The 22264-nt window shown below is 72.2% G+C and carries 24 protein-coding genes; 18 read left to right on the top strand and 6 right to left on the bottom strand.

Features of this window, described 5'->3' with window-relative positions:
• Positions 1 to 124 precede the first annotated feature (124 nt).
• From leuC to AB8Z75_RS03715, 4 genes are all read left to right on the top strand, one after another.
• Positions 125 to 1549: a 3-isopropylmalate dehydratase large subunit gene (gene leuC, locus AB8Z75_RS03730; RefSeq protein WP_369199893.1), complete on the top strand. Its 1425-nt coding sequence runs from the start codon at positions 125 to 127 to the stop codon at positions 1547 to 1549.
• Between the two features lie 32 nt (positions 1550 to 1581).
• A complete protein-coding gene (gene leuD, locus AB8Z75_RS03725; protein ID WP_369199892.1) occupies positions 1582 to 2175 on the top strand; it encodes a 3-isopropylmalate dehydratase small subunit in 594 nt (197 codons plus the stop codon).
• A 299-nt stretch (positions 2176 to 2474) separates the two neighbouring features.
• A complete protein-coding gene (locus tag AB8Z75_RS03720; protein WP_242754749.1) occupies positions 2475 to 2729 on the top strand; it encodes a hypothetical protein in 255 nt (84 codons plus the stop codon).
• Between the two features lie 124 nt (positions 2730 to 2853).
• The gene (locus AB8Z75_RS03715) at positions 2854 to 3492 is read left to right on the top strand and encodes an HU family DNA-binding protein (protein ID WP_369199891.1); all 639 of its coding nucleotides are present in this window, start codon (positions 2854 to 2856) and stop codon (positions 3490 to 3492) included.
• Positions 3493 to 3828: 336 nt separating this feature from the next.
• On the opposite strand, the gene AB8Z75_RS03710 is transcribed toward AB8Z75_RS03715, so the two are convergent.
• On the bottom strand, positions 3829 to 4032 hold the full coding sequence (locus AB8Z75_RS03710; protein WP_369199890.1) for a hypothetical protein: 204 nt from the start codon (positions 4030 to 4032) through the stop codon (positions 3829 to 3831).
• 171 nt (positions 4033 to 4203) lie between these two features.
• Positions 4204 to 4869 (bottom strand): 2-phospho-L-lactate guanylyltransferase, encoded by a 666-nt coding sequence (cofC, locus tag AB8Z75_RS03705; protein ID WP_369199906.1) that lies wholly within the window; start codon positions 4867 to 4869, stop codon positions 4204 to 4206.
• A gap of 290 nt (positions 4870 to 5159) precedes the next feature.
• Here cofC and AB8Z75_RS03700 point away from each other — a divergent pair, with 290 nt between their 5' ends.
• The 3 genes from AB8Z75_RS03700 to AB8Z75_RS03690 all read left to right on the top strand — a co-directional run bounded on the left by AB8Z75_RS03700 (position 5160) and on the right by AB8Z75_RS03690 (position 8387).
• On the top strand, positions 5160 to 6005 hold the full coding sequence (locus AB8Z75_RS03700; protein ID WP_369199889.1) for a lysophospholipid acyltransferase family protein: 846 nt from the start codon (positions 5160 to 5162) through the stop codon (positions 6003 to 6005).
• Positions 6002 to 7066, top strand: coding sequence for an NAD(P)H-dependent glycerol-3-phosphate dehydrogenase (locus tag AB8Z75_RS03695; protein ID WP_369199888.1), 1065 nt, complete (start codon positions 6002 to 6004; stop codon positions 7064 to 7066). Before AB8Z75_RS03700 ends, AB8Z75_RS03695 begins: the two co-directional genes overlap by 4 nt.
• A gap of 184 nt (positions 7067 to 7250) precedes the next feature.
• Positions 7251 to 8387, top strand: coding sequence for a D-alanine--D-alanine ligase family protein (locus tag AB8Z75_RS03690; RefSeq protein ID WP_369199887.1), 1137 nt, complete (start codon positions 7251 to 7253; stop codon positions 8385 to 8387).
• A gap of 225 nt (positions 8388 to 8612) precedes the next feature.
• Here AB8Z75_RS03690 and AB8Z75_RS03685 read toward each other — a convergent pair whose 3' ends face one another.
• Complete coding sequence (locus AB8Z75_RS03685; protein ID WP_369199886.1) at positions 8613 to 9122, bottom strand: DUF3515 domain-containing protein; 510 nt, start codon at positions 9120 to 9122, stop codon at positions 8613 to 8615.
• A 20-nt stretch (positions 9123 to 9142) separates the two neighbouring features.
• The gene (locus tag AB8Z75_RS03680) at positions 9143 to 9376 is read right to left on the bottom strand and encodes an Lrp/AsnC family transcriptional regulator (protein ID WP_114015926.1); all 234 of its coding nucleotides are present in this window, start codon (positions 9374 to 9376) and stop codon (positions 9143 to 9145) included.
• A gap of 244 nt (positions 9377 to 9620) precedes the next feature.
• Between AB8Z75_RS03680 and AB8Z75_RS03675 the strand changes: the two genes are divergently transcribed.
• Positions 9621 to 10670, top strand: coding sequence for a thiamine-phosphate kinase (locus tag AB8Z75_RS03675; RefSeq protein ID WP_369199885.1), 1050 nt, complete (start codon positions 9621 to 9623; stop codon positions 10668 to 10670).
• A gap of 14 nt (positions 10671 to 10684) precedes the next feature.
• Entirely contained in the window at positions 10685 to 11500 is an 816-nt protein-coding gene (thiD, locus tag AB8Z75_RS03670) for a bifunctional hydroxymethylpyrimidine kinase/phosphomethylpyrimidine kinase (protein WP_369199884.1), read from the top strand.
• A gap of 149 nt (positions 11501 to 11649) precedes the next feature.
• Here thiD and rpmB read toward each other — a convergent pair whose 3' ends face one another.
• Positions 11650 to 11835: a 50S ribosomal protein L28 gene (gene rpmB, locus AB8Z75_RS03665; protein ID WP_016470082.1), complete on the bottom strand. Its 186-nt coding sequence runs from the start codon at positions 11833 to 11835 to the stop codon at positions 11650 to 11652.
• A 295-nt stretch (positions 11836 to 12130) separates the two neighbouring features.
• On the opposite strand from rpmB, the gene AB8Z75_RS03660 reads away from it, so the two are divergent.
• From AB8Z75_RS03660 to mutM, 9 genes are all read left to right on the top strand, one after another.
• A complete protein-coding gene (locus AB8Z75_RS03660) occupies positions 12131 to 13834 on the top strand; it encodes a DAK2 domain-containing protein (RefSeq protein WP_369199883.1) in 1704 nt (567 codons plus the stop codon).
• Positions 13835 to 13961: 127 nt separating this feature from the next.
• The gene (gene recG, locus AB8Z75_RS03655) at positions 13962 to 16229 is read left to right on the top strand and encodes an ATP-dependent DNA helicase RecG (protein WP_369199882.1); all 2268 of its coding nucleotides are present in this window, start codon (positions 13962 to 13964) and stop codon (positions 16227 to 16229) included.
• A gap of 153 nt (positions 16230 to 16382) precedes the next feature.
• Positions 16383 to 16982 (top strand): 16S rRNA (guanine(966)-N(2))-methyltransferase RsmD, encoded by a 600-nt coding sequence (rsmD, locus tag AB8Z75_RS03650; protein ID WP_369199881.1) that lies wholly within the window; start codon positions 16383 to 16385, stop codon positions 16980 to 16982.
• A gap of 53 nt (positions 16983 to 17035) precedes the next feature.
• On the top strand, positions 17036 to 17515 hold the full coding sequence (coaD, locus tag AB8Z75_RS03645; RefSeq protein ID WP_369199905.1) for a pantetheine-phosphate adenylyltransferase: 480 nt from the start codon (positions 17036 to 17038) through the stop codon (positions 17513 to 17515).
• An 81-nt stretch (positions 17516 to 17596) separates the two neighbouring features.
• Positions 17597 to 18781, top strand: a complete 1185-nt coding sequence (locus tag AB8Z75_RS03640; protein WP_369199880.1) for a cell division initiation protein — start codon at positions 17597 to 17599, stop codon at positions 18779 to 18781.
• 222 nt (positions 18782 to 19003) lie between these two features.
• On the top strand, positions 19004 to 19561 hold the full coding sequence (locus AB8Z75_RS03635; protein WP_369199879.1) for a DUF177 domain-containing protein: 558 nt from the start codon (positions 19004 to 19006) through the stop codon (positions 19559 to 19561).
• Positions 19562 to 19563: 2 nt separating this feature from the next.
• The gene (rpmF, locus tag AB8Z75_RS03630) at positions 19564 to 19737 is read left to right on the top strand and encodes a 50S ribosomal protein L32 (protein WP_016470089.1); all 174 of its coding nucleotides are present in this window, start codon (positions 19564 to 19566) and stop codon (positions 19735 to 19737) included.
• 19 nt (positions 19738 to 19756) lie between these two features.
• On the top strand, positions 19757 to 20680 hold the full coding sequence (rnc, locus tag AB8Z75_RS03625) for a ribonuclease III (protein ID WP_369199904.1): 924 nt from the start codon (positions 19757 to 19759) through the stop codon (positions 20678 to 20680).
• A 148-nt stretch (positions 20681 to 20828) separates the two neighbouring features.
• Positions 20829 to 21698 carry a bifunctional DNA-formamidopyrimidine glycosylase/DNA-(apurinic or apyrimidinic site) lyase gene (gene mutM / locus AB8Z75_RS03620; RefSeq protein ID WP_369199878.1) on the top strand — a complete coding sequence of 290 codons (870 nt, stop codon included), beginning with the start codon at positions 20829 to 20831 and terminating at the stop codon, positions 21696 to 21698.
• A gap of 50 nt (positions 21699 to 21748) precedes the next feature.
• Here the strand turns inward: mutM and AB8Z75_RS03615 are convergent.
• Positions 21749 to 22264 (bottom strand): CAP domain-containing protein (locus tag AB8Z75_RS03615; protein ID WP_369199877.1); only part of this gene is annotated, 516 nt, incomplete at its 5' end.

The raw sequence follows: 22264 nt of genomic DNA, 5'->3' as shown, positions 1-22264 counted from the left end.
TCCGGGCGACCCGCCAACCTTGAAGGACGGCCGCCGCTCCAGGGGGTCCCCCCGGCCGAGGGCTGGGGGCGGCGGAAAGCATCTCGACATGTGGTCGGCAGCGCTGCCGGCCGGAGGGAAAGCGATGGGACGCACACTCGCGGAGAAAGTCTGGGACGACCATGTCGTCAGGCGCGTGGAAGGCGAGCCGGACCTGCTCTTCATCGATCTCCACCTGCTCCACGAGGTGACCAGCCCGCAGGCCTTCGACGGTCTCCGCAAGGCGGGCCGCAGCGTGCGGCGTACCGATCTGACCCTCGCGACCGAGGACCACAACACCCCGACCCTGGACATCGACAAGCCGATCGCCGACCCCGTCTCGCGCACCCAGCTGGAGACGCTGCGCAAGAACTGCGCCGACTTCGGCGTCAGGCTGCACCCGCTGGGCGACGTCGAACAGGGCGTCGTCCACGTCGTCGGCCCGCAGCTGGGGCTGACGCAGCCGGGCACCACGGTGGTCTGCGGCGACAGCCACACCTCCACCCACGGCGCCTTCGGGGCGCTGGCCTTCGGTATCGGCACCTCGCAGGTCGAGCACGTGCTGGCGACCCAGACGCTGCCGATGGCGCCGTTCAAGACCATGGCGGTCACCGTGAACGGCGAGCTGCCCGAGGACGTCACCGCCAAGGACCTGATCCTGGCGATCATCGCCCGCATCGGCACCGGCGGCGGCCAGGGCTACGTGATCGAGTACCGCGGCGAGGCCATCGAGAAGCTGTCGATGGAGGCCCGGATGACGATCTGCAACATGTCCATCGAGGCGGGCGCCCGCGCCGGCATGATCGCCCCGGACGAGACGACGTATCGCTACGTCCAGGGCCGGGAGCACGCCCCCGAGGGCGAGGAGTGGGAGGCGGCGGTCGCCTACTGGAAGACGCTGCGCACCGACGAGGACGCCGTCTTCGACCACGAGGTGGTCATCGAGGCCTCCGAGCTGGCGCCGTTCGTCACCTGGGGCACCAACCCCGGCCAGGGAGCGCCGCTGTCCCAGTCGGTGCCGGATCCGGCCACCTTCCAGGACGCCAGTGCGAAACTGGCCGCCGAGAAGGCCCTGGAGTACATGGGCCTGAGCGCCGGTCAGCCGCTGCGCGAGGTCGCCGTGGACACCGTCTTCGTCGGCTCGTGCACCAACGGCCGCATCGAAGACCTGCGTTCGGCGGCCACCGTGCTGGAGGGCCGCAGCGTGGCGGACGGTGTGCGGATGCTGGTGGTACCCGGGTCCGTCCGGGTGGCGCTGCAGGCCGTCGAGGAGGGCCTGGACAAGGTGTTCACCGCCGCCGGCGCCGAGTGGCGGCACGCAGGATGCTCGATGTGCCTGGGCATGAACCCCGACCAGCTCCAGCCGGGTGAGCGCGCCGCCTCCACCTCGAACCGCAACTTCGAGGGCAGGCAGGGCAAGGGCGGGCGCACCCACCTGGTCTCGCCGCAGGTGGCGGCGGCGACGGCGGTACTGGGCCATCTGGCCTCGCCCGCCGACCTGGCCGACGTACGCGAACCGGCCACGGTCTGACAAGCGCAAGGCACCCGAGGGAGACGCAACAGATGGAAGCCTTCACCACCCACACAGGCCGGGGCGTGCCGCTGCGCCGCAGCAACGTCGACACCGACCAGATCATTCCCGCGCACTGGCTGAAGAAGGTCACACGCGACGGTTTCGAGGACGGGCTGTTCGAGGCCTGGCGCAAGGACCCGGACTTCGTGCTCAACCAGCCGGCCCACCAGGGCGCCACGGTGCTGGTCGCGGGCTCCGACTTCGGTACGGGGTCCTCGCGCGAGCACGCGGTCTGGGCCCTGCAGAACTACGGCTTCAAGGCCGTCATCTCCTCCCGGTTCGCCGACATCTTCCGCGGCAACTCGCTGAAGAACGGCCTGCTCACGGTCGTGCTGCCGCAGGAGACCGTGGAAGCGCTGTGGGAGCTGACGGAGGCGGAACCGACCGCCGAGGTGACCGTCGACCTGGTGCACCGCAAGGTCGTGGCCCCCGGTGTCGAGGCGGACTTCGAGCTCGACGAGAACGCGCGCTGGCGGCTGCTGGAGGGGCTGGACGACATCAGCCTCACTCTGAAGAACGAGGAGGCCATCGCCGAGTTCGAGGCCTCCCGAGCGGCCTTCAAGCCCCGGACGCTGGCCGCCTGAGCCCCCTTCACCGCCTGTCCGGTCTACTCCGCGCCCCCGCCGTATCCGGTGGGGGCGCGGTGCTGTGCGGCAAGGACTCGGGCAGGAGTACGCGTGCGCCACTGAATGACGTGAATTAGTCTTGACGTCGGCTCCTGTCGCACTAAGGAACAGTGCCGTTCGCGACGCGCCAGCACGACTCGTCGCGAGGGGGTCAACTCAGCTGCTGCCCAGCGGAGTTGCTGTCCACACCTCGTGAGAACCCGCCCGACGCTGACCCGCTGGAAGCGACAACTCACCCCAGATGGCACAATCACCGCATGGAACGCGACGGTCAACTGGAGCTCTACGACCGACTCGCCGCCCGACTCAAGGAGGCGCACTCGCGAGTGCGCTCCCCGCAAATCCCACAGAGCGCACGGGTCGCACTGACCCGGAAGCTGCTCGTCATCACCGCGGCTTCCAAACACGATCTCGCCGATGCCGAACGGCGTCTGGAGCGTCTGATGGCCGACCTCGACGAGGGGCGATTCACCGCAGGGCGGGGGGACGTGTGCGCGGACGGAACTCCGTGACGGGCGAGTTCGTTGCGACACAAGGGTGATTCGCCCGTTTCGTGTTTGATTTGCGGTATATATCTGCCTAACGTGCGAAAAAGCTGAACACATTCGTTCCGGCAATGTCTCCGAAGGGGAAGACGTGAACAAGGCGCAGCTCGTTGAAGCTATCCAAGATGACCTCGGTGGACGCCAGGACGCCGCCAAGGCGGTCGATGTCGTACTGGACGCGATCGTCCGTGCGGTCGTCGCCGGTGAGCGTGTTTCGGTCACCGGCTTCGGCTCCTTTGAGAAGGTCGACCGCCCGGCCCGTTACGCCCGCAACCCGCAGACCGGTGAACGCGTCCGGGTCAAGAAGACCTCGGTGCCGCGCTTCCGCGCGGGCGCCGGTTTCAAGGACCTGGTGAGCGGCGCGAAGAAGCTCCCCAAGAACGATGTCGCGGTCAAGAAGGCACCCAAGGGCAGCCTCTCCGGGGGCACGGCCACCAAGAAGGCCACGGCCAAGAAGGCGGGTGCGAAGAAGGCCACGGCCAAGAAGACCACGGCCAAGAAGGCCCCGGCGGCGAAGAAGACCACCGCCAAGAAGGCCACCCCCGCCAAGAAGGCCCCGGCCAAGAGCACGGCGAAGAAGAGCACCGCCAAGAAGACGCCGGCCAAGGCCCCGGCCAAGACCACGGCCAAGAAGGCCCCCGCGAAGAAGAGCACCGCCAAGAAGGCTCCGGCCGGCAAGACGGCAGCGCGCAAGACCACCGCGAAGAAGACCACCTCGCGCAGGCGGTAAGGACGCGGAGGCGGACACCGCACTCCGCCGCCCCGCCCGTCGGCGGGGCGAAACGATCCCTCTCCCGGACCAGGGCCCCGGGAAAGGATCGCAAGCGGCACCATGCCGCGTCGGCAACGCCGGGCCGGGCTCCCTCGGGGGAGCCCGGCCCGCGGCCGTTTGCGGCGCCCACGTCTTCCGCCGGCGCCCGCTGCCTCTGCCGGGCCCGCCGCTTTTGCCGGGCCCGCCGCTTTTGCCGAGCCCGCTGCCTCGCCTCTGCCGGGCCCGCCGGGCCCGCCGAACCCCGCGGGCGCCGGCGCGTCGTCCGGGGCGCTGTCCGGGCGCCCGGACGGCCGTTCACAGGGTCTGCAGCGTCACCAGGGTCACGCGGCGGTCCGTGCCGTCGCCCGCGGTCTCGATCCGCACCCGCTGCCCCGCGCGCAGCAGCAGCAGGCCGCCCGCGTTGAACGCGTCCGCGTCGAAGGGGAGCGGGGTGCCGTCGTCCAGCAGCACGCTGCCCGAGCGGGAGTCCGGATCGTAGGTGTATGCCGTGGCCTGCATACCCGCAGCCTAGGGCCTCTCGCTCGGATCTTGCTGGGCTCGCGGGCCCCGGCACGCACTCTCGCGGCGTTGTCGTCAGTCGCCGCTGCTCCGCAGGGACTCCCTCCTCCGCCTTGCGAGAGCACGCACCGGAACCCGCTCCCTGATCCAGCCAGATCCAAACGAAAGACCCTAGGGCCTCTCGCGCGAGAGGCCCCAACCGCAGTGGTCGGCCGCCCGCCTCGCGAGCAGTCCGGCGGTGGAGTCGCCGACGCCCAGCGCCAGTGCGGCCCGCAGATCGGCGGGCGTGTCCACGTCCTGGCGCACGCTTCGGACCTGCGGCGGGTCCAGTTCCCGCGCCCCTGACGCCCGGTGCCGGGCTCGCGAGGGACCACCGAAAGCGGGGGAAAGAGCGGCGGTGGGCAGTGCCGTCAACAGCGTTGTTCCGATTTCCGCGGCGTCGGGCAGAAAAGCGCGGTGGAAATATGCGGCCGTATTCAGCACGCGCGTCAATTCGGTGGGGCGCAGAGCGGGGAGATCGGCGTTCAGCGCGGCGAGGGCGGTGTGCGGGTGCCGGGCGCGTGCGACCGCCGCTCCGTGGGCGAGAGCGGCGTTGAGACCGTCCTGCGGTTCGTCCGGTACCCGGTGGGCGCCCAGCGCCTCCAGCGCCCGCGCGGCCAGCGGATCGTCCGTGACAACCACCACATCGCGCACCGCGGGGCTGGTGAGCGCGGCACGCACCGTGTCCTGTGCGAACGCCAGCGCGAGCTGCGGCAGGGGAACGCCCAGGGCAGCGCCCGCAAGCCTGCTCTTGGCCCGAGTCAGAGGCTTTAGCGGTACCACGAGGGTCCAGGCCACGGGCGTCACATGGGGCTGCATCGGCCCCATTCTCGCCTGCCCGCCCGGCGCCGGTGCGGGGGTGGGGTTACCGTGTGCCCCGCGACCGGGCACGGACAGTGTGCTCGACAGCGGGGCGGTTGGTGGCGACACTTGTGCGGTTGTCGATTGGCCCCCAGCGGATGGGCCCCACAAGGAGCCCCCTAAAGGAGATGGTGTCCGGGTGTCCCGCCTCATCGTGCCCGCACCGGGAGCAACCCCGAGACCACCGGCCACACATGCCGGGAACAACGGGAACAAGGGGGCGGACGATGGCGGGGAGTGACGGCAAACGCAGGAAGATCGGCTTCTGGTACCGGCTCGCCGCTTTCCTGGCGAAACCGCCGCTGGTTCTCCTCTTCAAGCGGGACTGGCGCGGAATGGAGAACATTCCCGACGACGGCGGCTTCATCACCGTCGTCAACCACAACTCGTATCTCGACCCGCTCTCCTACGCCCACTACCAGTACAACACCGGCCGCGTCCCGCGCTTCCTGGCGAAGGTCGGCCTGTTCAAGGGCGGTTTCGTCGGCGCCGTCATGCGGGGCACCGGGCAGATCCCCGTGTACCGCGAGTCGACCGACGCCGTGGGCGCCTTCCGGGCCGCCGTCGAGGCGATCGAGAAGGGTGAGTGCGTGGCCTTCTACCCGGAGGGCACCCTCACCCGCGATCCGCAGATGTGGCCGATGGCCGGCAAGACCGGCGCCGCTCGGGTCGCCCTGCTGACCAGGGCGCCCGTCGTGCCCGTCGCCCAGTGGGGCGCCAACCTGGCGATGCCGCCGTACGCCAGGGAGAAGAAGCTGCGGCTCTTTCCCCGCAAGACCCTCACCGTGCAGGCGGGACCGCCGATCGACCTGTCCGCCTACTACGACCGCGAGCCCACCGCCGAGGTGCTCCGCGAGGTCACGGACGTCATGATGGATGCCGTCACCGAGCAGCTCGCCGTCGTCCGCGGCGAGCCGGCGCCCGCCGAGCGCTACGACATGCGCAAGGCGGCCACCCGGAGGCGGGAACAGCGTTCCCGGCGCGAGAGCACGGACGCCGCGCACCACCAGCACGACGAGCCCGGTACGGCTCCGGCCGCGGCCGAGGCGGCAGAGGGAGAGAAGAACGCGTGAGGGCGAGCGAGGAAGACCGGGACCGGGAGCGGGGGGAGGCGCGGGAAGCACGGGAACACCCGAGGAAGGCCGCGGTCTTCGGCACGGGGTCCTGGGGCACCGCCTTCGCGGCGGTGCTCGCCGACGCCGGCTGCCGGGTCACCCTGTGGGGCCGCAGGCCCGAGGTCGTCGAGGCGATCAACACCACGCGCCGCAACCCCGGCTACCACCCCGACATGGAACTCCCGGCAGGGGTGCGGGCCACCACACAGGCCGCGGAGGCGGCGAGGGACGCCGATTTCACGGTGCTGTCCGTGCCCTCCCAGACGCTCCGCGCCAACCTGGAGTCCTGGCGGGAACTGCTGCATCCCGGCACCGTGCTCGTCTCCCTGATGAAGGGCGTCGAACTGGGCACGGCCAAGCGGATGAGCGAGGTGATCGAGGAGGTGGCCGGTGTGCCCGCCGAGCGGGTCGCCGTGCTGACCGGTCCCAACCTCGCCCGGGAGATCGCCGCCCGCCAGCCCGCCGCCGCGGTGGCCGCCTGCGCGGACGAGGAGGCGGCGCGGGCGGTGCAGAGCGCCTGCCACACCCCCTACTTCCGGCCCTACACCAGCACCGACGTGGTCGGCTGCGAGCTGGGCGGTGCCGTCAAGAACGTCATCGCGCTCGCGGTGGGCATCGCCGACGGCATGGGTCTGGGCGACAACTCCAAGGCGTCGCTGATCACCCGCGGGCTGGCCGAGACGACCCGGCTCGGCCTTGCCATGGGCGCCGAGGCGCACACCTTCGCGGGCCTGGCCGGCATGGGCGACCTGGTCGCCACGTGTTCCTCGCCGCTGTCCCGCAACCACACCTTCGGCACCAACCTCGGCCGGGGCATGACGCTCCAGGAGACGATCGCGGTCACCGAGCAGACGGCGGAGGGTGTCAAGTCCTGCCAGTCGGTGCAGGACCTGGCCAGGCGGCACGGCGTGGAGATGCCGATCACGCAGACCGTCGTGGGGATCGTCCACGAGGGCAAGTCGCCGCACGTGGCCCTGAAGGAACTGATGTCCCGCAGCGCCAAGCCCGAGCGGGCCTGAGGGCGGCCCGGAGGCCGGGGAGGGCCGAGGGCGTGAGGTGCCCGAGCGGGCGCCGGGGCGGCCGAGCGGGGTCCGAGGTGCCCGAGCGGGCCCGGGGTGACCGCGGAGTCGTGTGCGCCGGGTGCGCGTGCAACGGGGCGTCCGCATCGGCGGCGGGGGCCCGACGCGGTAAAGTCCCAGCGTTATGAGCAGCCAGAGCCCCGCCCCCAAGCCCCGAGTCGCCGTCGTCTTCGGCGGACGCAACTCAGAGCACCAGATCTCCGTCCTGACGGCCGGCGCTGTGCTGGGCGCCATCGACCGTGACAAGTACGAGGTGCTGCCCATCGGTATCACCGCGGACGGGCGCTGGGCGCTGGCCGCCGACGATCCGGCCCGCATGGCGATCGAGGGCCGCAGCCTGCCCAGCGTCGAGCAGCTGGCCGAGTCGGACACCGGCGGCGTGCTGCTGCCGGTCTCGCCGGCGAGCCGCGAGGTCGTGCACACGGAGCCGGGCCAGGTCCCCAAGACGCTGGGCGAGGTCGACGTGGTCTTCCCCGTGCTGCACGGTCCCTACGGCGAGGACGGCACCCTCCAGGGGATGCTGGACCTGGCGGGGGTGCCGTACGTGGGCGCCGGTGTGCTGGCGTCGGCGGTCGGCATGGACAAGGAGTACATGAAGCGGATCTTCACCTCCTTCGGGCTGCCGGTCGGCCCCTACGTCACGGTGCGGCCCCGCGAGTGGGAGACGGATCCGGCGGCGGCGCGCAAGAAGATCGTCGACTTCGCTGCCGAGCAGGGCTGGCCGGTCTTCGTCAAGCCGGCGCGGGCGGGCTCCTCGATGGGCATCACCAAGGTTGGTGGCCTGGGTGAACTGGACGACGCCGTGGAGGTCGCGCGGCGCCACGACCCCAAGATCATCGTCGAGTCGCTGCTGCGCGGCCGGGAGATCGAGTGCGGTGTCCTGGAGTTCGAGGAGGGACCGCGCGCCAGCGTCCCCGCGGAGATCCCGCCGGTCAGCGACCACGACTTCTACGACTTCGAGGCCAAGTACATCGACTCGGCCTCCGGCATCGTTCCCGCGCCGCTGACCGAGCAGCAGACGGCACGGGTGCGCGAGCTGGCCGTGGCGGCCTTCGAGGCGGCCTCCTGCGAGGGGCTGGTGCGGGCCGACTTCTTCCTGGGCGAGGACGGTGAGTTCGTCATCAACGAGATCAACACGATGCCGGGCTTCACACCGATCTCCATGTATCCGCGCATGTGGCAGGAGACCGGCGTCAGCTACCCGGAGCTGGTGGACCGCCTCATCCAGGCGGCGCTCAACCGCTCGACCGGCCTGCGGTGAACTACTCGACCGGCCTGAGCTGAACTGTTCGGCTGGCCTGCGGCGAAACTGTTCGGCTGGCCTGCGGTGAACCGCTCGACCGGCCTGAGCTGAACTGTTCGACCGGCCCGCGGTGAACCGCTCCGAGGCCCGCGCCCCCGCGCGTGTCCGACCCGCGGTGAGGCGCTCGGCGGGACCGCGTCCAGGCGCACGACCGCCCGACGGCGGCGGGCCGCGTGCGGGCGTTCAGCTCTCCTTCTTGGGGACCGAACGCTTGACCGCTTCGCTGAGGTCGGCCAGCGGGCTCACCTCGGGGGCGTAGTCGTCAGGGACGGTCAGTTCGATGTAGGCGGCCCGCTCCGTGGTGGTGAAGCGGTAGCCGTCGTCCCGCTTCTCCATCATCCAGGACACCCCGTTCACCTCCGCCGCCTCGGTGGTGGGGTTGTACTCTTCGTTGCCTGGCGTGAGCCTGGCGGGCCGTGGCACCCCGCAGCGCAACGCGATGGCGGGATCACCCCAGACGGCCGTGTAGTCCGAGGCGGGATCGGTCTCGCCACGCTGCTGCCCGACGACCTTCTCGGGCAGCGCGTCGTGCAGCGTCCGGCACGCCTGCGCGGTCTTGCCGGAGGGGCTGGGGGGTGTGGGTCCGGCATCCCCGGTGACCGAACAGGCGGAGGCGGCCACGGCGGCCAGGCCGCAGGCGGCGATGTAACGGACGGGAACGGAACGAGGGCATGCCCGGCGTCGAATCCTCACCGGGCGAGCATACGGGGGGCTCAGAGGTGGACGATGGGGCAGGTCAGAGTGCGGGTGATGCCTTCCACTTGCTGGACCTTGGCGACCACCATGCGGCCGAGATCGTCCATCGTGTCGGCCTGTGCGCGCAGGATCACATCGTACGGACCCGTTACATCCTCGGCCTGGATCACGCCGGGGATCTTGGAGACGATCTCCGCGACGGTCGAAGCTTTGCCAACTTCGGTCTGAATCAAGACGTACGCCTGTACCACGGAACCTCCCAGGGGGCCGCGAGGATCATGCGGGGCGAGAGAGAGACGCCACCGTACCGCGTCGACCCCGCCGCCGGGAGACCACCGGGCCGCCCTCGTGGCGGCGAGGCGGCGCACTACCGCGGCGCGACACGCCGCACCGACGGCGTACGAGGGGGGCGGGGGCGGGGGACCTCCGCGCACGGCAGACCATCCGCGCACGACCGGCGCGCGAGCAACGACGGAAGCGAAAAGGGGCACAGCAATGCGTGATCTGAACGGCGGTACCGCGCCAGGGTCTTCACCCTCCGGTGCCCAGGCCCCCCACGGCCCGGTGCGGGAGCGGGCCAAGGGGACCGTGGGGGAGCTGGGCGAGTTCGGACTGATCCGGGAGCTGACCTCCCGTCTGACGTCCACGACCGCCGTACGGATCGGCCCGGGGGACGACGCGGCGGTGGTGGCCGCGCCGGATCGGCGGGTCGTGGCCAGCACGGACGTCCTCCTCGAAGGGCGGCACTTCCGCCGCGACTGGTCGACGGCGTACGACGTGGGGCGCAAGGCGGCGGCCCAGAACATGGCGGACATCGCGGCCATGGGCGCCTACCCCACGGCCCTGCTGCTCGGCCTCGTCGTCCCCGTCGACCTGCCCGCCAACTGGCCGACCGAGATGATGGACGGCATCCGGGACGAGGCGCAGGTGGCCTCCGCCGCGGTGGTCGGCGGCGACGTGGTGCGCGGCGACAGCGTCGTGATGTCCATCACCGCGCTCGGCGACCTGCGCAACACCGACCCCGTCACCCGCTCGGGCGCGGGCGCCGGCGACGTCGTGGCCGTGACCGGGTGGCTGGGCTGGTCGGCGGCCGGGCACGCCGTCCTGACCCGCGGCTTCCGTTCCCCTCGCGCGTTCGTCGAGGCCCACCGGCGCCCCGAACCCCCCTACCACGCGGGCCCGGCAGCCGCCGGACTCGGCGCCACCGCCATGATCGACGTCAGCGACGGGCTGGTGGCCGACCTCGGGCACATCGCGGAGGCCAGCAAGGTCCGCATCGACATCCGCTCCGCCGACCTCGACGTCCCCGCGCAGATGTCCGACATCGGGCAGGCCGTCGGCGTCGACCCGCTGCAGTGGGTGCTCACCGGCGGTGAGGACCACGCCATCGTCGCCACCTTCCCCCGCGAGCAGAAGCTGCCCGCCCGCTGGCGGGTCATCGGCGAGGTCCTCGCCCCCTCCGCGCTGCCCCACGTGACGGTCGACGGTGCGCCCTGGACCAGGACGGGTGGCTGGGACCACTTCTCGGACGACATCGACGGCTGAGTACCGTCTGTGCCATGGACGATGTGAACCCCCGCCCCGGCAGGCCGCCGCTGGTACTGACCGTCGCGGGATCCGACTCCGCCGGCGGCGCCGGTATCCAGGCCGACCTCAAGACCATGCTCGCGCTGGGCACCCACGGCATGAGCGTGATCGCCGCCGTCACCGCGCAGAACTCCCTGGGGGTGCAGGGCTATTGGGAACTGCCCGTCGAGGCCGTCCGCGCGCAGTACCGCAGCGTGGTGGACGACATCGGGGTGCAGGCCGTCAAGACGGGCATGCTCGCCTCGGCGGCGCTCGTCGAGACCGTCGCCGAACTCCTGTCCGGTACCGATGCTCCCGTCGTCGTCGACCCGGTGGGGGTCTCCAAACACGGGGACTCGCTCCTGGCCGGCGACGCCCTCGACTCGGTCCGCTCCAAGCTGCTGCCCGTCGCCACCGTCGTCACCCCCAACCTGGACGAGGTGGCCCAGCTCACCGGCGTCCAGGTCACGGGTGAGGACGGCATGCGCGAGGCGGCGACCGCCGTGCTCGCCCACGGGCCGCGCTGGGCTCTGATCAAGGGCGGCCACCTGCCGGGCGAGGCCGTCGACCTGCTCACCGACGGCACGCGGGAACACTGGCTGCGTGCCCCGCGCCGCGACAACCGGCACACCCACGGCACCGGCTGCACCCTGGCCAGCGCACTGGCCGCGTCGCTGGCCAAGGGACTGGACGTGCCGGCCGCGGCGCGCGCCGCGAAGGAGTACACGACGGGCGCGATCGAGGCGGGCTTCCCGCTGGGCGCCGGGCTCGGCCCGGTGCACCACGGCTGGCGGCTGGCGGAGCGCTGAGAGCGCGCACGGGGTGCTGGGAGCGCACGCAGTGCTGGGAGCGCTCCGTGCGCTCTCAGCGCTCCGTGCGCACGCAGAAAACCGGCCCGCTCGCAGCGGGCCGGTTCTTCGTTCTGCTCGGCGTGGGCCGCGCGGTTACGTCGGTGACGTCAGCGCGAGACCTTGCCGGCCTTGATGCACGAGGTGCAGGCGTTGAGGCGCTTCGGCGTCCCGCCGACCACGGCACGCACGCGCTGGATGTTCGGGTTCCAGCGACGGCGGGTGCGGCGGTGCGAGTGGGAGATGTTGTTGCCGAACTCCGGCCCCTTGCCGCAGACGTCGCAGTTCGCAGCCACGGGTCACTCCAAAGACTTCAGATACACGTACGGTGAATCCCGGCGACGCGGGACCACGAGTGACCGGGCGCGCCAGGGAGATCGTCGCCGACCGGAACAAACCATCCGGATCAGGCAACCGGAGCAGCATACAACGGCCGGTCTCGAACAGGGAAACCAGCCCCCTCCACCCCGGCCCCGACCTGGGCTTCCGCCCGGAGCCGCACTAGCCTTCCCCCACAACAGCCTCCCCGAGCGCCCCTCCGTCCGCACCGGCGCCCAGGGGCCCGCGCTCCCCAAGAGGAGGTCCCGTCACGTGCCGCAACCGCTCGACGCCGCCGCGGTACGCCGGTGGTGCGTCCTCGGCCGGGAGTCACTGCGCGCCCACTGCGCGCGCATGGACGCCATCAACGTCTTCCCGGTCGCCGACGGCGACACCGGCACCAACCTGTGCCTGACCTTCGAGGCCGCGACGGAGGCGGTCCCCGCAGCCCAGGTGCCCCCCGCCGCCGGAGACGAGGCCGACGGGGGCCTGATGCTGCGCGCGATGGCGCGCGCCGCGCTGCTCGGCGCCCGGGGCAACTCGGGCACGATCCTCGCCGAGTACCTGCGAGGCATGGCGCGGGGCCGCACCGAGAGCGGCGATCTGGCCGCCGTGCTGCGCGGCGCCGCCCGGGCCGCGCACGCCGCCGTGGCCCACCCCGTGGAGGGCACGATGCTGACGGTGGCCGCGGCGGCAGCGGACGCGGCCGAGGCGGGCGGCGACCCGGCCGCCGCCGCGCACGAGGCGCTGAGCGCCACCCCCGGGCAACTGCCCGCGCTGGCCCGAGCGGGCGTCGTGGACGCGGGCGCGCTGGGACTCACCGCCCTGCTGGGGGCGCTGTGGGCGGCGCTGGGGGAGCAGGCGCCCTCGCTACCCGGGCCGTCCGAGGCGTTCGAGTCGTCCGAGGCGTTCGTGTCGTCCGGGGCGTTCGAGTCGTCCGAGGTGTCTGAGCAGTCACCCGGGCCGTCCGGGGCATCCGAGTCGGCCGTGCCTGCGGCGCCGGGGGCGCCCTGCGGCCCTGCACGCGGGGAGCCCGCGCCTTCCCGCTCCGAGTTCGAGGTGATGTACCTCCTCGAAGCGGACGACCCCGGTGCCCTCGACGCGCTCCGCCGCCGCCTCGACCCGCTCGGCGACTCCCTGGTCATCGGCGGAGGCGAGGGGCTGTGGAGCGTCCACGTCCACGTCGCCGACGCCGGAGCGGCCGTCGAGGCGGGCCTGGCCGCCGGACGTCCGTACCGCATCCGTATCGCCCACCTGCCCGCGACGCAGGGCGCGCCGCAGGACGACCAGGCGCCCGGCACGGCGCCCGGCACGGCGGCAGGGCGGCGCGCCGTCGTCGCCGTCGTGCCGGGTGAGGGGCTGGCCGCGCTGTGCCGCGACGCGGGCGCGCGCGCCCTGCCCGCTCCCGAGGCCGCCCACGAGGACGCGCTGCTCGCGGCGGTGCGGGCGACAGGCGCCGGCGAGGTGGCGCTGCTGCCCAACGGCGGCGAACTCCACACCGTCGCGGCGCGCGCCGCCGACGCCGCCCGCGCCGAGGGCATCCGATGCGCCGTCATCCCCACCCGCGCCGCCGTGCAGGGACTCGCCGCGCTCGCCGTGCACCAGCCGGACCGCCGCTTCGACGAGGACGTCGTCACGATGACCTCGGCAGCCGGCGCGACCCGGTACGGCGAGGTGACCCTCGCCACCCGCCAGGCGTGGACCTCCGCCGGTGTCTGCCAGGCCGGTGACGTGCTCGGGCTCGTCGAAGGCGATGTCGCCCTCATCGGAGACGGCACCACCCAGGTCGCCAAGGACGTGCTCGCCCGGATGCTGGCGCCCGGGGGAGAGCTGGTCACCCTCGTCCTCGGCGCGCACGCGCCGCGGGGCCTGGCCACGGAGCTGGAGGCCTACGTACGCGCCGGTCACCTGGCCGTCGACACCGTTGTCTACGAGGGAAGGCAGCACGACGCTTCGCTGCTCATCGGCGTCGAGTAAGCGCTACCGCGGGATGCGGATGGAGTGCGGGGTGGGGGCGCCGTGACCGGCCGCAGTCCTGGCCGCGACCTCGGCGCTCCTGGCGAGTGACACGGACGTTGTCACACCTGTCCGCCAAGATGGTGCCGTGCCCTCGACAGAAACGACGCGAAGCGAACCGCTCCGAGAACCGCTCAAGGCACTGCTCGGCGGCAACACCGCCAAGGCCATGGCGGACCACCTCGGCCTGCACACGGTCGGCGATCTGCTGCACCACTACCCGCGCAGATACGCCGAACGCGGAGAGCTGACCCGGCTGTCCGACCTGCCGCTGGACGAGCACGTCACGGTCGTCGCCCGCATCCACGACGCACGGGTGCACAAGTTCAACCGGGGCAAGGGACAGCGCCTGGAGGTCACGCTGACCGACGGCAGCGGCCGACTCCAACTCGTCTTCTTCGGCCGCTCGGTCCACTACCACCAACGGGAGCTGCTGCCCGGCAAGCGCGGCATGTTCGCGGGCAAGGTCGGGGTGTTCAACCGCAAGCTCCAGCTCTCCCACCCCGACTACAAACTGCTGGACGAGGAGAGCGACCAGGAGACGGTGGAGCGGTTCGCGAACGCGCTGCTGCCCCTCTACCCGGCGTGCCGGCAGCTGACGTCCTGGAACATCGAGCAGTCGGTCTCCACGCTGCTGACGGCGCTGGAGGCCACCGGCTGGCGCGGGCTGGCCGATCCGCTGCCCGAAGCGCTCCGCACCCAGCGCGGGCTCATCCCGCTGCCCGAGGCGTTCGAGAAGGTCCACCGCCCGCGCACGAAGGCCGATATCGGCCAGGCGCGCTCCCGCCTCAAGTGGGACGAGGCGTTCGTCCTCCAGGTCGCCCTCGCCCGGCGCCGCGCCAAGGAGACCGAACTGCCCGCCGTGCCGCGCCGCCCCACCCCCGGCGGGCTGCTGGAGGCGTTCGACGCGCGGCTGCCGTTCACCCTCACCGAGGGGCAGCAGCGGGTCAGCCGCGAGATCTTCGCCGACCTGGCCACCGAGCACCCCATGCACCGGCTCCTCCAGGGCGAGGTCGGCTCCGGCAAGACGATGGTGGCGCTGCGCGCCATGCTCGCCACCGTCGACGCGGGCGGCCAGGCGGCGATGCTCGCGCCCACCGAGGTCCTCGCCCAGCAGCACCACAGGTCCGTCACCGAGATGATGGGCGAGCTCGCCGAGGGCGGCATGCTGGGCGGCGCCGAGCAGGGCACGAAGGTGGTGCTCCTGACCGGCTCCATGGGCGCCGCCGCCAGGCGGAAGGCCCTGCTGGACCTGGCCACCGGCGAGGCCGGGATCGTGGTGGGCACCCACGCGCTGATCGAGGACAAGGTCACCTTCGACGACCTGGGACTGGTCGTGGTGGACGAGCAGCACCGGTTCGGTGTCGAGCAGCGCGACGCGCTGCGCTCCAAAGGCAAGCAGCCGCCGCACCTGCTGGTGATGACGGCGACACCCATCCCCAGGACGGTGGCCATGACCGTCTTCGGCGATCTGGAGATCTCCGTCCTCGACCAGCTTCCGGCCGGACGCTCCCCGATCGCCACCCACGTCGTCCCCGCCAGGGACAAGCCGCACTTCCTCTCCCGCGCCTGGGAGCGGGTCAGGGAAGAGGCCGAGGCCGGACACCAGGCGTACGTCGTCTGCCCCCGCATCGGCGACGACGAGGAGGACAAGGCACCGGGCGCACGCGGGAAGCGCGCCGCCGAGCTGGAAGAGGTCGACGAGCCGGAGGCGGAGGAGGACGGGGACGGCGAGGAGAAGCGGCCCCCGCTGGCCGTCCTCGACATCGCCGCGCAGCTCGCCGCTGGCCCGCTGGCCGGGCTGCGTGTGGAGGCGCTGCACGGGCGGATGCAGCCCGAGGCGAAGGACGAGGTGATGCGGCGGTTCGCCGCGGGCGAGGTCGACGTGCTGGTGGCCACGACCGTCATCGAGGTCGGTGTGAACGTGCCCAACGCCACCGGCATGGTCATCATGGACGCCGACCGTTTCGGCGTCTCGCAGCTTCACCAGCTGCGCGGTCGCGTCGGACGCGGCTCGGCCCCCGGCCTGTGCCTGCTCGTCACCGACATGCCGCCGGAGAGCCCCGCGCGCACCCGGCTGGACGCCGTCGCCGCCACCCTCGACGGCTTCGAGCTCTCCCGCATCGACCTCGAACAGCGCCGGGAGGGCGACGTGCTGGGGCAGGCGCAGTCCGGGGTGCGCTCCTCGCTGCGGATGCTCGCCGTCATCGACGACGAGGACATCATCGCCGAGGCCCGCGACGAGGCGGCAGGCGTGGTCGCCGCCGATCCCGGCCTGGAGAGCCATCCCGAGCTGCGCACGGCCCTGGCCGCCCTGCTGGACGCCGAACGCGAGGAGTACCTGGACAAGGGCTGAGGGCCGCCGGGAGGGCGCCCGTCGCCCCGCGTGGGATCCTGGAGCACCTGGAGCACCCGGAGCCGGAGAAGATCCCGTCTCTGAGGGCTCGTATCCGAAACCCAGCTGCGAAGTCCCATCCGCGAAGTCCCCGTCTGCGAAGGACCGTCACCCATGACCCGCGTCATCGCCGGAGCCGCCGGCGGCCGACGGCTGACCGTGCCGCCGGGCACGGGCACCCGCCCGACCTCGGACCGGGCCCGCGAGGGCCTGTTCTCCAGCTGGGAGGCCCAGTTGGGCGGCGCCGCCGCATGGCAGGGGCTGCGGGTGCTGGACCTGTACGCGGGCTCCGGTGCCGTCGGTCTTGAGGCACTCTCGCGCGGCGCGGCGCACGCGCTGCTGGTCGAGCCGGACGCCAAGGCGGTGCGCACGATCAGGCAGAACGTGCGCACGGTCGGACTGCCGGGAGCCGAGGTGCGTGTGGGCAAGGCGGCCCAGACCGTGGCGGGGGAGCCGCCGGAGCACCCGTACGACCTGGTGTTCCTCGATCCGCCGTACGCGGTGACGGACGACGCTCTCAGGGAGATACTGCTCACACTCCGGGACGGGCACTGGCTGGCCGGGGATGCGCTGGCCACCGTGGAGCGCAGCACCAGGGGCGGTGAGTTCCGCTGGCCGGAGGGTTTCGAGGGGCTGCGGTCCCGTCGTTACGGCGAGGGAACGCTTTGGTACGGTCGCGCCGCCGCGCGGGAAGTTACCCCCGCGTCATGCTGAGACCACCTGAAGCGGGACATGGGGCCCGCTGTGAGGAGAGCGAGGAAGTGCCCGTGCGCCGCGCCGTCTGTCCGGGGTCCTTCGACCCGATCACCAATGGCCACCTCGACATCATCGAGCGCGCTTCCCGCCTGTACGACACGGTGCATGTGGCCGTGATGATCAACAAGTCGAAGCAGGGCCTCTTCTCCGTCGACGAGCGGATCGACCTGATCCAGCGGGTCACCGAGAGCTTCGGGAACGTGCGGGTCGAGGCGTTCCACGGCCTTCTCGTCGACTTCTGCAAGGACCGGGAGATCCCGGCGATCGTCAAGGGGCTCCGCGCGGTCAGCGACTTCGACTACGAGTTGCAGATGGCGCAGATGAACAACGGCCTCTCCGGTGTCGAGACGCTCTTCGTGCCGACGAACCCGACCTACAGCTTCCTCTCCTCCAGCCTGGTCAAGGAGGTCGCCGCCTGGGGCGGTGACGTCTCGCACCTGGTGCCCGAGACCGTCAACGCGGCGCTGGCCGAGCGGTTGAGCAAGCGCTGACGGCCCTTCCAGGGGGACGGAACCCGTGGAACCCGTGGAAGGGGTGACGAGTCGGCGCTGACGGGCCGTACAGTCGCCACTGTGGACGTACAGCAGAAACTCGACGAGATCGTCGCGACCGTCGACGGCGCGCGCTCGATGCCCATGTCCGCCTCGTGCGTGGTGAACCGGGCCGAACTCCTCGCCTTGCTGGAGGAGGTGCGCCAGGCGCTGCCGGGCTCGCTCGCCGAGGCCCGCGAGGTGCTCGGCGACCGTGAGCAGGTGGTGGCCGGTGCCCGTCAGGAGGCGCAGCACATCATCGAGACGGCCCAGGCCGAGCGCGCCTCGCTGGTGACCGGTACCGAGGTCGCCCGCCACGCGCAGCAGGAGGCGGACCGCATCCTGGCCGAGGCGCGCCGGGAGGCGGAGGAGATCCGCGTCGAGGCGGACGACTACGTCGACAGCAAGCTCGCCAACTTCGAGGTGGTCCTCTCCAAGACGATCGGCTCGGTCGACCGCGGCCGGGAGAAGCTGCTGGGCAGCGGTCCCGGCGCCGAGGAGTGGGGCGACCAGTACGCGCAGGACGCTCCCGAGCGCACCGCTGACCCGCGTGAGCTGCAGCGCCGTGCGGACGACTATGTCCAGGCCCGGCTCGGTTCGGTCTCGGCGGTGCTCGCCAAGACGCTGGAGTCCGTCGGCCGCGGCCGTCTCAAGCTGCGCGGTCACGAGCCCGTCGACGAGCTGGCCGCCCACATGGCGGCCCAGGAGGGGGCGGAGGGCTACGCGGCGCACGCCAGCGACTCCGACTACCTGGCAGGGCTCGCCCACACCGCCCAGGCCGCCGCCGGGGGGCAATCCGCGCACGGGGGCGCCCCGCTGCCGGGCCACGACCCGGCGCAGCCGATGCAGCAGCCGATGCAACCGATGCAGGAGGCGCAGCCGCCGCAGCCCCCGCACATGCCGCCGCAGCCGCAGTCCCCGCCGCCCGCCGCGGACCCGTACTACGCACAGCAGCCGCAGCCGTCGCCCTACGACGGTGGTGTACCGCAGCACGACCCTTACGCCGCGTACGCCCAGCAGAACGCGTACTACCCGCAGCAGCAGGACCCCTACGGCTACGGTCAGCAGCAGGACCCGTACTATGCGCAGCAGGCCCAGCAGCCCGTCTACCAGGCGCAGCAGCAGCAGCCGCAGGCGCAGCTGGACGAGACCAGCCTGTTCGACACGAGCATGATCGACATCGAGCAGGTCAGGGCGTACGAGCAGCGCCACGGGCACGGCGGCTGAGCCGGCCGCACGGGTTCGGCACCGGCCCGTGGCCCGGGGGCGCCGGCGGATCAGGGCGCCGATTGGGTCATGGGGGAGCCGTCACGTATCCTGTCTCTTCGGTCGTGAGTACTCGCGCGGCCGCAGCCCCACCGTAGAAAGCAGGACGCCCTGAACACCCCCCTCGACGCCCGCTCCCCCCTCGTGTTCGACACACGCGAGCTGGGGCGACGTCCTGGTGCGATGAAGCGGCTGACCCGCGAGGTGGAGTCCCCCGGTGAGCTGGGGGTCGAGTTCGTCAAGGTGCCGGAAGGGGCCACGATCGAGCTCGACCTGAGGCTGGAGTCGGTCATGGAGGGGGTGCTCGTCACGGGCACCGCCCGTGCGCCGCTGACGGGGGAGTGCGTAAGGTGTCTGGAGCCGCTCGACCAACGCGTCGAAGCGGACTTCCAGGAGATGTTCTCCTATCCCGACGCCGACGAACGGGGCCGCCCGGTGGCGGAACCCGGCGAGGGCGAGGACGACGAGGAGACGTACCTCCTCGAGGGCGACCTGTTCGACCTCGAACCCGTGCTGCGTGACGCGGTGGTGCTCGCACTGCCGTTGCAGCCGGTGTGCCGCGCGGACTGCCCCGGCCTGTGCCCCGAGTGCGGGGCCAAGCTGGCGGACGAGCCCGACCACCGGCACGACGATGCCGTCGACATCCGGTGGGCGGCACTGCAGGATCTCGCCGAGACCATGAAGGACGGCGAGCAGGACAACGAGCCCCGCACCGACGGGGATGACTCACAGGAGAAGTAGCCGTGGCTGTTCCGAAGCGGAAGATGTCGCGCAGCAACACGCGCCACCGCCGGTCGCAGTGGAAGGCTGCGGTCCCGACCCTGGTGAAGTGCGAGCGCTGCCGCGAGCCCAAGCAGCAGCACATCGCGTGCCCGAGCTGCGGCACCTACAACAAGCGTCAGGTCCTCGAGGTCTGATCGGCGGGTGACAGGCTTCATGTCCCACGCCGGTACTCCGAAGAACACCGCTCCCGGCAAGGGAGGGGATTCCGCGGAGCTGGTGGACGCGGCCTCGTCCCACGCGGTTCTGGAAGGGCGGCTCGGCTACAAGCTGGAGTCCGCCCTTCTGGTGCGCGCGCTGACGCACCGCTCTTACGCGTACGAGAACGGCGGGCTGCCCACCAACGAGCGCCTGGAGTTCCTCGGCGACTCGGTCCTCGGCCTGGTCGTCACCGACACGCTCTACCGCATGCACCCGGACCTCCCGGAGGGCCAGCTCGCGAAGCTGCGGGCCGCGGTGGTCAACTCGCGGGCGCTGGCGGGCGTCGCCCGGGGTCTCGACCTCGGCGCCTTCATCCGTCTCGGCCGGGGCGAGGAGGGGACCGGCGGCCGTGACAAGGCCTCGATCCTCGCCGACACCCTGGAGGCGGTCATCGGTGCCGTCTACCTCGACCAGGAGCTGGAGGCGGCCTCCGAACTGGTGCACCGCCTCTTCGACCCGCTGATCGAGCGCTCCTCCAACCTGGGCGCCGGACTGGACTGGAAGACCAGCCTCCAGGAGCTGACGGCCGCCGAGGGTCTGGGTGTCCCCGAGTACCTGGTCTCCGAGACGGGCCCCGACCACGAGAAGACCTTCACGGCTGCTGCCCGCGTCGGTGGTGTCGCGTACGGCACCGGCACAGGACGCAGCAAGAAGGAAGCCGAGCAGCAGGCCGCGGAGGCCGCCTGGCGTGCCATCTCGGCCCGCGGCGAGGCCGCGGCCGTCGCCGGTGCGGAGGCCGGCAAGCCGGTGAAGGGCGCCGCGGAGCCGGCGAAGAGCGTCGGCCGGCCCGCCGAGGGCCAGGCGGCGCAGGACGGTGGCACCCCGGTGCCGGACGGCCAGCGCGGCGAGCCGAGCGAGGACACCACCGCTCCCCGCTGAGCGCGCCGGGCACCCTTGGCCGGGGTCGGCCGGGGCGCCGCTCGTATTCGACCGCACCACGAACCGCGCCACACGGCCGCTCCCGACCGGGGGCGGCCGTGAGGCGTTCCCGCCCCCGGTACAGCGGGGCCTACCGCCTGGAGGAGCCGTGCCCGAACTGCCGGAAGTCGAGGTCGTCCGCCGCGGCCTGGAGCGCTGGGTCAGCGGCCGTACGGTCACGGCCGCCGAGGTCCTCCATCCGCGCGCCATCCGCCGCCACGTCGCCGGGCCGCTGGACTTCACCGGCCGGCTCGCGGGCCGCCGCATCGGTGCGGCCATGCGGCGCGGTAAGTACCTGTGGCTGCCCGTCGACGACGGGGCGCACGCCGTCCTCGCGCACCTCGGGATGAGCGGCCAGCTCCTCGTCCAGCCCGCCACCGCCCCCGACGAACGGCATCTGCGGGTCAGGTTCACCTTCGAGGACACGGAAGGGGGTGAGCTGCGCTTCGTCGATCAGCGCACGTTCGGCGGGCTCTCGCTGCACCCGGCGTCCGAGGACGGCCTCCCCGACGTGATAGCGCACATCGCCCGCGATCCGCTCGACCCCGCGTTCGACCAGGACGCCCTCCACGCCGCCCTGCGCCGCCGCCGCACGACGATCAAGCGCGCCCTGCTCGACCAGTCCCTGATCAGCGGCGTCGGCAACATCTACGCCGACGAGGCGCTGTGGCGCGCCCGGCTGCACTACGACCGGCCCACCGCCACCCTGACCCGGGCGCAGACCACCGAACTGGTGGGGCACGTGAGGGACGTGATGACGGCCGCGCTGGCCGCGGGCGGCACCAGCTTCGACAGCCTCTACGTGAACGTCAACGGCCAGTCCGGCTACTTCGAGCGCTCCCTGGACGCCTACGGACGCCAGGACGAGCCCTGCCGCCGCTGCGGCACCCCGATGCGCCGCAGCGCGTGGATGAACCGCTCCAGCTACTTCTGCCCGCGCTGCCAGCGTGCACCGCGCCCGCGCCCGGCCCGCGCGTAGCCTCCGCGCGCCCGCCCCGCGCTACCGCGCAGCGGCCGGGCGGCTCCGGGTCAGAAGCCGAAGTCCTGTGTCCACCAGGGGCCGCCTTCGGCGAAGTGCGCGCCGACGCCCAGCGTCCGGTAGTCGCAGTTGAGGATGTTCGCGCGGTGGCCCGGGCTGCCCATCCAGGAGTCCATCACCGAGCGCGCGTTCGCCTGGCCGCGTGCGATGTTCTCGCCGCCCAGGTCGGTGATGCCCGCGGCCTCCGCGCGGTCCCAGGGGCTCTTGCCGTCGGGCGAGGTGTGGGAGAAGAAACCGCGCCGTGCCATGTCGGCGCTGTAGCCGCCGGCGAGCGCGGCCAGGTCTCCGTCGGCCTTCACGGGCCGGCAGCCGGCCTTGGCGCGCTCCTGGTTGACCAGGGCGAGCACCTCCTGCTCGGCTGCGGACTCCTGGTCGGCCGCCGCCGTGCTCCCGGCCGCCGTCTCGCTCCGCGCCGGGCCGCCGTCCCGCTCGCCGCGGGAGCCGCGTTCCCCGTCGCCGTCGGGGGCGGTCGCGGGGCGGGACGGGGYGGCCCGCGAGRSCGAGGA

Origin of the sequence: Streptomyces sp. PU-14G (assembly GCF_041028275.1) — a bacterium.
Lineage (GTDB): Bacteria > Actinomycetota > Actinomycetes > Streptomycetales > Streptomycetaceae > Streptomyces.
This window is presented reverse-complemented; position numbering and strand designations above follow the sequence as displayed.

Bases quoted from the DNA above. Each gene is read 5' to 3' on its own strand.
- AB8Z75_RS03675 (WP_369199885.1), top strand. From the start codon at position 9,621: ATGCGTGATCTGAACGGCGGTACCGCGCCAGGGTCTTCACCCTCCGGT.
- rnc (WP_369199904.1), top strand. From the start codon at position 19,757: ATGTCCCACGCCGGTACTCCGAAGAACACCGCTCCCGGCAAGGGAGGG.
- AB8Z75_RS03635 (WP_369199879.1), top strand. From the start codon at position 19,004: ATGAAGCGGCTGACCCGCGAGGTGGAGTCCCCCGGTGAGCTGGGGGTC.
- AB8Z75_RS03710 (WP_369199890.1), bottom strand. From the start codon at position 4,032: ATGCAGGCCACGGCATACACCTACGATCCGGACTCCCGCTCGGGCAGC.
- rsmD (WP_369199881.1), top strand. From the start codon at position 16,383: ATGACCCGCGTCATCGCCGGAGCCGCCGGCGGCCGACGGCTGACCGTG.
- leuD (WP_369199892.1), top strand. From the start codon at position 1,582: ATGGAAGCCTTCACCACCCACACAGGCCGGGGCGTGCCGCTGCGCCGC.
- AB8Z75_RS03690 (WP_369199887.1), top strand. From the start codon at position 7,251: ATGAGCAGCCAGAGCCCCGCCCCCAAGCCCCGAGTCGCCGTCGTCTTC.
- AB8Z75_RS03720 (WP_242754749.1), top strand. From the start codon at position 2,475: ATGGAACGCGACGGTCAACTGGAGCTCTACGACCGACTCGCCGCCCGA.
- AB8Z75_RS03700 (WP_369199889.1), top strand. From the start codon at position 5,160: ATGGCGGGGAGTGACGGCAAACGCAGGAAGATCGGCTTCTGGTACCGG.
- thiD (WP_369199884.1), top strand. From the start codon at position 10,685: ATGGACGATGTGAACCCCCGCCCCGGCAGGCCGCCGCTGGTACTGACC.
- leuC (WP_369199893.1), top strand. From the start codon at position 125: ATGGGACGCACACTCGCGGAGAAAGTCTGGGACGACCATGTCGTCAGG.